The sequence below is a fragment of the Corallococcus terminator genome, from assembly GCF_003611635.1.
GTDB lineage: Bacteria > Myxococcota > Myxococcia > Myxococcales > Myxococcaceae > Corallococcus > Corallococcus terminator.
Genome location: NZ_RAVZ01000381.1, coordinates 1 through 8,691, shown reverse-complemented (window position 1 = coordinate 8,691; position 8,691 = coordinate 1). Strand labels below are relative to the sequence as shown.

Annotated in this window: 6 protein-coding genes; 5 read left to right on the top strand and 1 reads right to left on the bottom strand. The window is 69.8% G+C overall.

What is annotated here, in order from left to right:
• The 5 genes from D7V88_RS35320 to D7V88_RS35300 form a co-directional block, all read left to right on the top strand.
• Positions 1-1,176 (top strand): FadR/GntR family transcriptional regulator (locus D7V88_RS35320; RefSeq protein ID WP_244238566.1); only part of this gene is annotated, 1,176 nt, incomplete at its 5' end.
• Positions 1,177-1,312: 136 nt separating this feature from the next.
• Positions 1,313-2,437 carry a sensor histidine kinase gene (locus D7V88_RS35315; RefSeq protein ID WP_147448993.1) on the top strand — a complete coding sequence of 375 codons (1,125 nt, stop codon included), beginning with the start codon at positions 1,313-1,315 and terminating at the stop codon, positions 2,435-2,437.
• 25 nt (positions 2,438-2,462) lie between these two features.
• A complete protein-coding gene (locus D7V88_RS35310) occupies positions 2,463-3,248 on the top strand; it encodes a LytR/AlgR family response regulator transcription factor (RefSeq protein WP_244238565.1) in 786 nt (261 codons plus the stop codon).
• Positions 3,249-3,417: 169 nt separating this feature from the next.
• Positions 3,418-6,642 (top strand): Ig-like domain-containing protein, encoded by a 3,225-nt coding sequence (locus D7V88_RS35305; protein WP_147448992.1) that lies wholly within the window; start codon positions 3,418-3,420, stop codon positions 6,640-6,642.
• 104 nt (positions 6,643-6,746) lie between these two features.
• Positions 6,747-7,493, top strand: coding sequence for a type 1 glutamine amidotransferase domain-containing protein (locus D7V88_RS35300; protein WP_120544993.1), 747 nt, complete (start codon positions 6,747-6,749; stop codon positions 7,491-7,493).
• A 37-nt stretch (positions 7,494-7,530) separates the two neighbouring features.
• Here the strand turns inward: D7V88_RS35300 and D7V88_RS35295 are convergent, their stop codons facing one another.
• Complete coding sequence (locus D7V88_RS35295) at positions 7,531-8,415, bottom strand: hypothetical protein (protein WP_120544992.1); 885 nt, start codon at positions 8,413-8,415, stop codon at positions 7,531-7,533.
• Between the last annotated feature and the right edge of the window lie 276 nt (positions 8,416-8,691).

The following is an 8,691-nucleotide window of genomic DNA, read 5'->3' as shown; positions in this document are numbered from 1 at the left end:
GGGATGGAACGGGTGGGACTCGTTGCGCAGGTGGAGGAGCAGCTCGAGCGAGAGATGGCGCTGGGGTGGCTTCCGGCAAGTGGCCAGTTTGGCTCGGAGCAGACGCTGGCATGCCGTTACGGGGTGAGCCGGGGCACCGTGCGCGAGGCACTGCGGCGGCTGGCAGCGAGGGGCCTGGTAGTGCAGCACCCCGGACGCAAGGCCCGCGCGGTGGCGCTGGACACCTCGCTGACGCTGGAGAACTTGAGCCTGGTGCTGCATGACGAGAACTCCCCGGAGGGCCGGTGGCTGTTGGAAGGCTTCTTCTGCCTCAAGCGGCAGGTGATGGTGGAGTTGCTGGCCGACTGCTGCGCGAAGGCTTCCGAAGCAGACCTGGGACAGTTGGCGGACGCATGCTTCAGGCTCTGGGATGCGGCACGTTGGGAGTCCGGTGAGCGCTGCGCGCAGTGGGAGTTCGACCTGCTACAGTTGGCGGCCCGCGTGGCAGCCCGTCCCGGGCACCTGCTCCTCATCCAGTCGCTGCGGCGGGCCCTGCGAGGTAGCGCGGCCCGGTTGCTGCGTCTCATGGGCGGCGAGTCGCTACGCCAGTGGGTCGGCTGCGCGATGGAGGCCCTGCGAGCGCGTGACGCGCGGGCACTCCAGCACACGCTGCCAGCGCTGCTGAAGGCGTGTGATGAACGGGCGCTGGAGCAATTCGTGCCCACCCTCCAGGAAGAGGTACGGGAGGCCCGCCCCTGCGAGGATGCGCATGGCCCCGGCCGCCTCACGCCCGCCACCGAGGACACCGTGGCGTTCGGAGGGGCACCGGGCCCCCAGGTACAGGCCCTTCCCGTGGCGCCGGCCAGCGGGGCACTCCGGGTTCCAGCCGCCCTGGGTTTCAACCCCGGCGAGCCTGGCGAGGAGAGCGCCGGAAGGGACGTATCGGGCTCCGCCTCGGGCAACCTGTCCGACTGTCGGACAGGTTGGGACGCTTCGCGCGCGGAGGTGGACTTCCAGCCCGCGCCTCCCCCACCGGCTTTCGCGGACCCACCCACGGAGCGGTGTGCAAAGGGGACCGATTGCCTCACGACGCCCGAAGCCACTCCCCACCCACCACCAGACAGGTGGGCGGTGCGCCTCTGGAGCTACGCCCAGGCCTTTCCAGCCATGGTCCTTCGCCTCCTCTCTCGTCCATGATGCTCACCCCCTCCCCTGCGGAGAAGCGCCTGCGTCGATTGCCTCGGATGCATCCACTGAAGCCGTGCTTCCGCACCGGATTCGTCAACGAACTTCGGGCGACCTCGGGCTGCGCGCCCTGGGGGACGGGGACGTCATGACGCAGTGGGGAGCGCGGGAAGGGAGCGGGCTGTCGTCGATGCGGCGCGTCTGGGTGCTGGGCATGACCGCGGGCCTCCTGGGCGCGGTGCCCCATGCCCTGCGCGCCTACGCGGAGGAGCCCCGCGACTTCCTCTTCAAGCTCGCCCTCGCGCTCCTGCCGTACAGCGCGTGGGCCCTGCTCGGGCCGCTGGTGCTGGCCGTCTTCCAACGCATTCCTCCCGAACGGCCCCGGCTGCTGCGTCACCTGGGCCTGCTGCTGGTCGCGGGTGCGGGCTTCGTCCAGGTGCACGTGCTGCTGCTCTCGCCCGTGCTGTCGGCACTCCAGCAATGGAGTGCGAACGGCGTCTCCTTCACCGAGGGCCTGTGGCGCCTCCTGCTGGAGCGCGGCGCGCTGGGCTACTTCGAATACCTGCTCTTTCTCGCCGCGTGGTCCGCGCTGCGCACGACGCGGCACCTGCGCGAACGGGAGCTGGCGGAGTCGCGCCTCGCCGTGCAACTCGCGGAGGCCCGGCTCCAGGCCCTGCGCGCCCAGTTGGATCCTCACTTCCTCTTCAACACGCTCAACGCCGTGGCGGGGCTGGTGCGCCAGCAGCGCAACCCGGAGGCCGTGGAGGCCCTGGCGGAACTGGGGCACCTGTTGCGCGCGAGCCTGGAAGGCCGGGGCGACCACGAAGTCCTGCTGGAAGATGAGCTGGAGCTGGTGCGCCGCTTCCTCGGCATCGAACAGCTCCGGTTCGGCGGACACCTGGAGGTCCACCTCACGCCCGGCCAGGACACGCTGAAGGCCCGCGTGCCCGCGCTCATCCTCCAGCCGCTGGTGGAGAACGCCATCAAGCACGGCATCGCGAGGAAGGCCGCCCGGGGACAGCTCCACGTGAGCACCGCGCGGCAGGGCAACCGGCTGCTGCTGGAAGTGCGCGACGACGGGCCGGGCCTGCGCGCGGGAGGCGCCGGAGGCACGGGCATTGGCGTGGCCAACACCCGCGCCCGCATCCAGCAGCTCTACGGCGAGCGCTACGGCCTGACGTTGGAGGACCTGCCGGGGGGCGGCGTGCTGGCGAAGGTGGAGCTGCCTTTCGTGGAGGGGAGGACGGACATGACACGGGGGACGCGTGGTTGAGACGCACCGAGGAACAGGCTGGCGCGTGCTGGTCGTGGATGACGAACCGCTGGCGCGGGACAGCGTGAGACACCTGCTGGCCCAGACGCCGGAGGTCACCGACGTTCACGAGTGCCACGGAGGCCGTGAGGCCGTGGACCACATCCTGCGCGAGCGGCCGGACCTGGTCTTCCTGGACGTGCAGATGCCGGAGCTGGATGGTTTCGACGTCCTGCGCGAGGTGGGCGTGGAGCGCATGCCCCCGGTCATCTTCGTCACCGCGTTCGACAAGTACGCGGTGCGCGCCTTCGAAGCGAGCGCGCTGGACTACCTGCTCAAGCCCTTCAGCGACCAGCGCTTCCGCGACGCCCTGGAGCGCGCACGGAAGCAACGGGCCCAGGGCAGGGACCAGAAGCTGCTCGAACACCTGTCGTCCCTGCTCGAGCAGCACCGGGCCCCACCTCCCGCACCCGCCCGTCCAGCGGGTGGAAACAGCCCGGTGGAGCGCATCGCAGTGAAGACGGGCGGCAAGGTGCTGCTCATCCCCGTCGAGGAGCTGGACTGGTGCGAGGCGGAGGGCAACTACGTCGTGCTGCACGCGGGCACCCGCAAGCCCATGCTCCGTGAAACCCTGAACCAGGTGGAGCAGTGGCTGGACCCGCGCCGCTTCGTGCGCGTGCACCGCTCCGTGCTGGTCAACGTGGAGCGCATCCGGGAGCTGGAGCCCGACGTGGACAAGGGCTGGGTGGTGGTGCTGCGCGACGGGACACGGCTGCGCTTGAGCCCCGGCCGCAAGGCCGCGGTGGAGGCCTTGCTGCGACAGTCGTTCTGATTTCGTCCCACCCGGCGGATGTTTCATCCCCCGCTCCGGCGGTTCCGACACATCGCTTCACGGCGCGCTCGCGAGCGCCCGTACAAACACGGCACGGCCCAACGCTCGCGCGGTCCGCGCGACAGCGCAGGGGGCCGTCACCTGAAGCGATGGAAGCAAGGAGCACCGCATGAGCGTTCCCACCTCCAGAAGAGGCCTCTTCCTGGCCGCCGCCCTGGCCCTGGCCACGGCGCCGGGATGTCAGGGCGAAGCCACCCCACCACCACCGTCAGAGCCGCGCGCCACCGGGCAGGCACTCACCTGTGGAAGCAACCTCGTTCCCCAGATGACCAGCGCGACACTTCCCGGCGGAAACGTGACCGCCTCCAGCGTGTACGGCGCCAGCTACGAGGCGTGGAAGACCTTCGACCGCAACATCAACTCGATGTGGATCTCCAGCGTGGGCGCCGCGCCCGCCTGGCTTGCCTATGAGTGGGCGGACGGCCCGAAGAGGGTCACCCACTACGCCATCCAGTACGCCAACGGCGGCATCACCACCCGCGCCCCCCGGGCTTTCACCTTCCAGGGCTGGAACGGCAGCGCGTGGGTCGTGGTCGATACCCGTCCCAATGAAATCAACTGGACCGGCTTCGAGCGGCGCGAGTACGCGGTCACCTCCCCCGGAACCTACGTCAAATACAGACTGAACATCACGGAGGACAACGACAGCCGCGCCGGCATCGAGGTCATCTCCATGGGTGGACTCGAACTTTTCGAATGCCAGACGGATACCGTGCCGCCCACGGTCCCGGTGCTGACGGGCTTCACCCCCGTGTCACCGTCCAAGACCACCACGAACCCCGTGCTCGCCGGGACGACGGAGGCGGGCGCCACCGTAAAGCTCTTCCTGGGCGCGTCCTGCCAGGGCACACCGATCGCCACCGTGACGGCCTCCGCCACCACGGGCGCCTTCTCCTCGGCGCTGGCGCTGACGGCCAACTCCACAACCATTCTCACCGCCACCGCGACGGACGCCGCGAACAACGTGTCCGCGTGTTCGGCGGGCCTCACCTACCAGCACGACAGCCTCGCGCCCCCGTCGCCGACGTTCACGGGGTTCACGCCCCTCTCCCCGTCCACCAACATCCAGCCCCTCCTGTCCGGCACGGGCGAGCCCAACGCCACCGTGCGCCTCTTCACCGGGTCCACCTGCCAGGGCACGCCGCTCGCCACCATGACGGCCGCGGCCACCACGGGCGCCTTCTCCCGGCAGGTCTCCGTCACGGCCAACACGACCACCTCCTTCAGCGCCGCCGCCACGGACGCCGTGGGCAACACGTCCACGTGCGCCAGTTCCCCCGTGTACCGGCATGACAGCATCGCGCCCGGAGCCCCGGTGTTCACGGCCTTCAGCCCGGCGTCGCCCTCCACCAGCCTCCAACCGTCGCTGAACGGCACGGCCGAGTCCGGCGCGGCGGTGCGCATCTTCACCGGCGCGGGCTGCACGGGAACGCTGCTCTCCACCGTCGGCGCGAACGCCACGACGGGAGCCTTCACGCTCGCCCGCACCGTGACCGCCAACGCCTCGTCCGCCTTCTCGGCCCGAGCGGTGGACGCGGTGGGCAACGTCTCCAACTGCTCCGCGACCGCCACCTACGTGAACGACACCCTGGCGCCCGCGCTGCCCACCATCCTTCCCGGAGTCATTCCCTTCACGACGTCGCCGTTCGTCGCGGCGGTGCGGACCCAGACCGAACCGGGGGCGCGCGTCACGCTGTTCACGGACGCCGCCTGCACCGTGCTGTCGTCGGCCACGCCGGAAGTCCTCGCGAGCACCACGGGTCTTGCGCTGGTGCCCCTGCTGCCGGCCCAGTTGGGGGTGTCGCAGCTCTTCGTCTCCGCGCGCGACGCGGCGGGCAACCGTTCCGGCTGCGCGTCCTTCCTGCCGGGCTGCCCGGTGGGGACGGGCGACTGCGACGGCAATCCCACGAACGGCTGCGAAGCCGACCTGATGGGCGACGAGGCGAACTGCGGCACCTGCGGCACGACGTGCGGTGGGGCCCCTTCCGCCAGCGCGGTCTGCGGCGCAGGCACCTGCGGCCTGGGCTGCGCGGTGGGCACGTTCGACTGTGATGGAAGCGCGGCCAACGGCTGCGAGTCCGCCACCGCCTGCGAACCGGCGACGTGTTCGGTCATCCCGTTCCAGGAGCTGCTCATCACCGACCTGTCCGTGGTGGAGGACCCGGTGCGCACCACCGGCAATGGCGCCTGGACGTTCGGCACGCTGATGCGCGAGATGAACGGCGGCATGGATCCGTCCCAGTTGGTGCGCACCTGGCTGCGGACCTGGGAGCAGCCCCAGTTCCTCCAGGCCTCGGTCGCTCCGCCCCGCCCGGCCATCCGCGACCTCGTGACGAACGCGTGGGAGGCGCGCAGCGGCGGGCCCAGCCAGCCGCTCGACTTCAACACCGCGCCGTTCCGGCTGCTCGCCATCGTCAACCGCATCGACCTGCGGCAGGAGGGCGTGGCCGCAGGCGAAGGCCGCTTCGTGTTCGGCGTGCTCGACCCGTTCGGCAATCCCATGCCATTCACCGTCATCTTCGAATATGTGCTGCCAGGCGGCAGCCCGGGAGAGCTCCAGCGCTGGGCACGTGACTGGCACGAGCTGACCCGGTTGGGCATCGCGCACCCCGACTACAGGCCGAAGCTCCAGGCGCTCACGGACCGCTTCACCAAGGCCTTCGTGGCACCGGGACGCTTCATGGGCAGCGCCATCAGCCAGGTGCGCACCAACGAGAACTCGCTCGACTTCGAGTGGGAGCTGCGCGAGTTCCACTTCGGCGCCACGGGCCTCGCCCCGGCCCCGGTGGCGCTCACGCCCGAGTTCTTCCTCTCCAACTCACCGATGCTGGGGAACTACATCAACCAGAACCAGGCGGCCATCCTCGCCGGAACGCACGACGTGCCCGCCACGTTCCAGGGTCAGGTATTCCAGGCGGCCTCCTCCCTCACGCCCTTCTTCTTCTTCTTCAACGCCCCAGGCGTGAACGCGGAAGCGCGCCACCAGTTCTCCGTGAACACGTGCAACGGCTGCCACGCGGGAGAGACCAACACCTTCTTCCTCCACGTGGGGCCGCGCTCGGCGGGACAGCAGGCCTTCATCTCCCCCTTCCTCGACAGCCCCTCCCTCACGCCGGACCCGACAGGCGCGGGACCCGGACGTGTGTTCCAGGACCTGGGGCGCCGCAGGGACGACCTGGCCACCCTGGTGTGTGGCGAGCCGCCCACCTTGAAGGCAGCGACGGACAGGGTCGGTGAGACGCTCCTCGCGCCGTGGCGGAAGGAAGGCGCGCGCAGAGCCGCCGTGCCGGGCTTCCCGCCCCGCTCCAACCTGCCCGCCGGCCGGGTCCACTGAAGGCCCTTCGCCTCACGAAGTGCCTCCCGTCCGGTGCATGCGGCGGGAGGCCCCCTCAGGTGAGTTGGCTTGTCAGACGCGGAGGGGCGGGATTGACTGGCGGCATGTCCTCCTCCCGCCGCGTCCTCGTCCCGCTGCCCGACCGCGATTTCGATGTCACGGAGGTCGCGGTGCCCTGGCGCATGCTCACGGACGCGGGCCACCAGGTGGTGTTCGCCACGGAGAAGGGCCACATGCCCGCGGCGGATCCACTGCTGCTCACGGGCGTCCTCTTCGGGAAGCTGGGCGCGGATCCGGAGCCCCGCCGCTTCTACGGCGACCTCACCCTCACGGAGGGCTTCCAGAAGCCCCTCACGTGGGACGCGGTGGTGCCGGAGGACTTCGACGCGCTGTTGCTGCCCGGAGGCCACGCGCCGGGCATGCGACAGTACCTGGGCAGCGAGGCGCTCCAGGCGAAGGTGGCGGCGTTCTGGGCGCTCCAGCGGCCCGTCGCGGCCATCTGTCACGGCGTGCTGGTGCTCGCGCGGGCGCAGGACCCCGCCACGGGCAAGAGCGTGCTGCACGGCACGCGCACCACCTGTCTGCCCAAGTACATGGAGCGCTCCGCCTACCTGCTGACCGCGTGGAAGCTGGGGCGCTACTACCGCACCTATCCCGCCTACGTGGAGGAGGAGGTGGTCGCCTCGCTCGCGGAGGCCGGCCACTTCGAGCGAGGCCCCCGCGCGGGCACGAAGCGCGGCACCGCGACGGACCACACGCCGGCCTTCGTGGTGGAGGACGGACGCTACGTGTCCGCCCGCTGGCCGGGCGACGCGTACCTCTTCGCCCAGCGCTTCCTCACGCGCCTGTGAAGCGTCCTCCCATGAGCAGGAGGACGCGAGGCAGGGCTCAGGAGTCGTCGTCGCTGCTGTCGGACATGTAGCCGCCGATCTTGTCGAACTGCGTCGGCGTCTCGATGGCCTTGCGGTAGTTCTTGTCCTCGTAGTTCACCGCGCGGCGCATGTAGTCCGGTTTGACGGCCATGGGGAACGAAGGGTTGGTGCCGGTGAAGGCCTCCTCCAGGGAGATCTTCCCGTCCTGCACCATGCGCAGCGCGGCTCTCCCCGCCTTGTCGGAGCCTCCGACGCGCATGGGCTCGGACACGTTCATGATGGCGGTGAGCTTCGCGGCGGCATTCTTCGACTTGTCGTCGGTGAGCACCGAAGGATTGCCGCCATCCAGGGCATCGAGCAGGTCCGTGGCGATGTCCTTGTCGCTGGCGCCGCTCGATTTCAGCGCGGGCACCAGATGCGAGTAGCGGCCGCCCACCGTCTGCTTGCCGTAGTCCTTCTTCTTGCTGGTGATCTTGAAGGCCGGGTCCGTCGTGGGGAACTTGCTCGCGTTCACCGGACCGAAGGGCGTCTCCACCCGCTGCTTGCCATCCTTCTTGGGATCCATCTTCTGGAAGCCCTGCGCGGTGCCGATGACGCCGCTGCGACCGCCCGACGCGTCCACTGCGCTGCTGGACTCCTGACGGCGCTTCGCGCGCACCTCCGCCCGCTTCAGCCGGGCCTCGGTCGTGTTGTCCTTGGGCTCCGCGTCCGTCTTCGTCTTCTTGTTGGAGCCGGAGGCGGAAGCCGAGCCATCCACCGCATCCAGCGGACGCTTCTTGCTCGTCGTCGCGGTGCTCGTCGAGGGCGCACTGGAGGCGACGGTGTTCTGGGGCTTGGGGGATAACGAGGGGGCTGGAGACAGCTTGGGCTTGAAGGAACCGCCGCCAATCTTGCCAGGCATGGGAAGGCCTCTCGGGGGAGGTAACGAAGGGGGCCAAAGCCCATCCAAATCCCAGGCGGCCGCGAGCCTGGGCAGCCAACGTGTTCCTCTTCAACAGTTCCGGCCCCTCGTTGACACGGATTGCGCCACATCCCCCTGAAGCCCCGAAGGGGGTAGAGTCCCTTCGCAGGAAAACAAGTTTTCCCTGGAGACATCGATGCGCGCCCTGAAGCCCCTCATCGCCTCGGCCCTGCTGGGCCTCCTCCCAGCCTGTGGTCCCGAGACCGAGACCCGCCC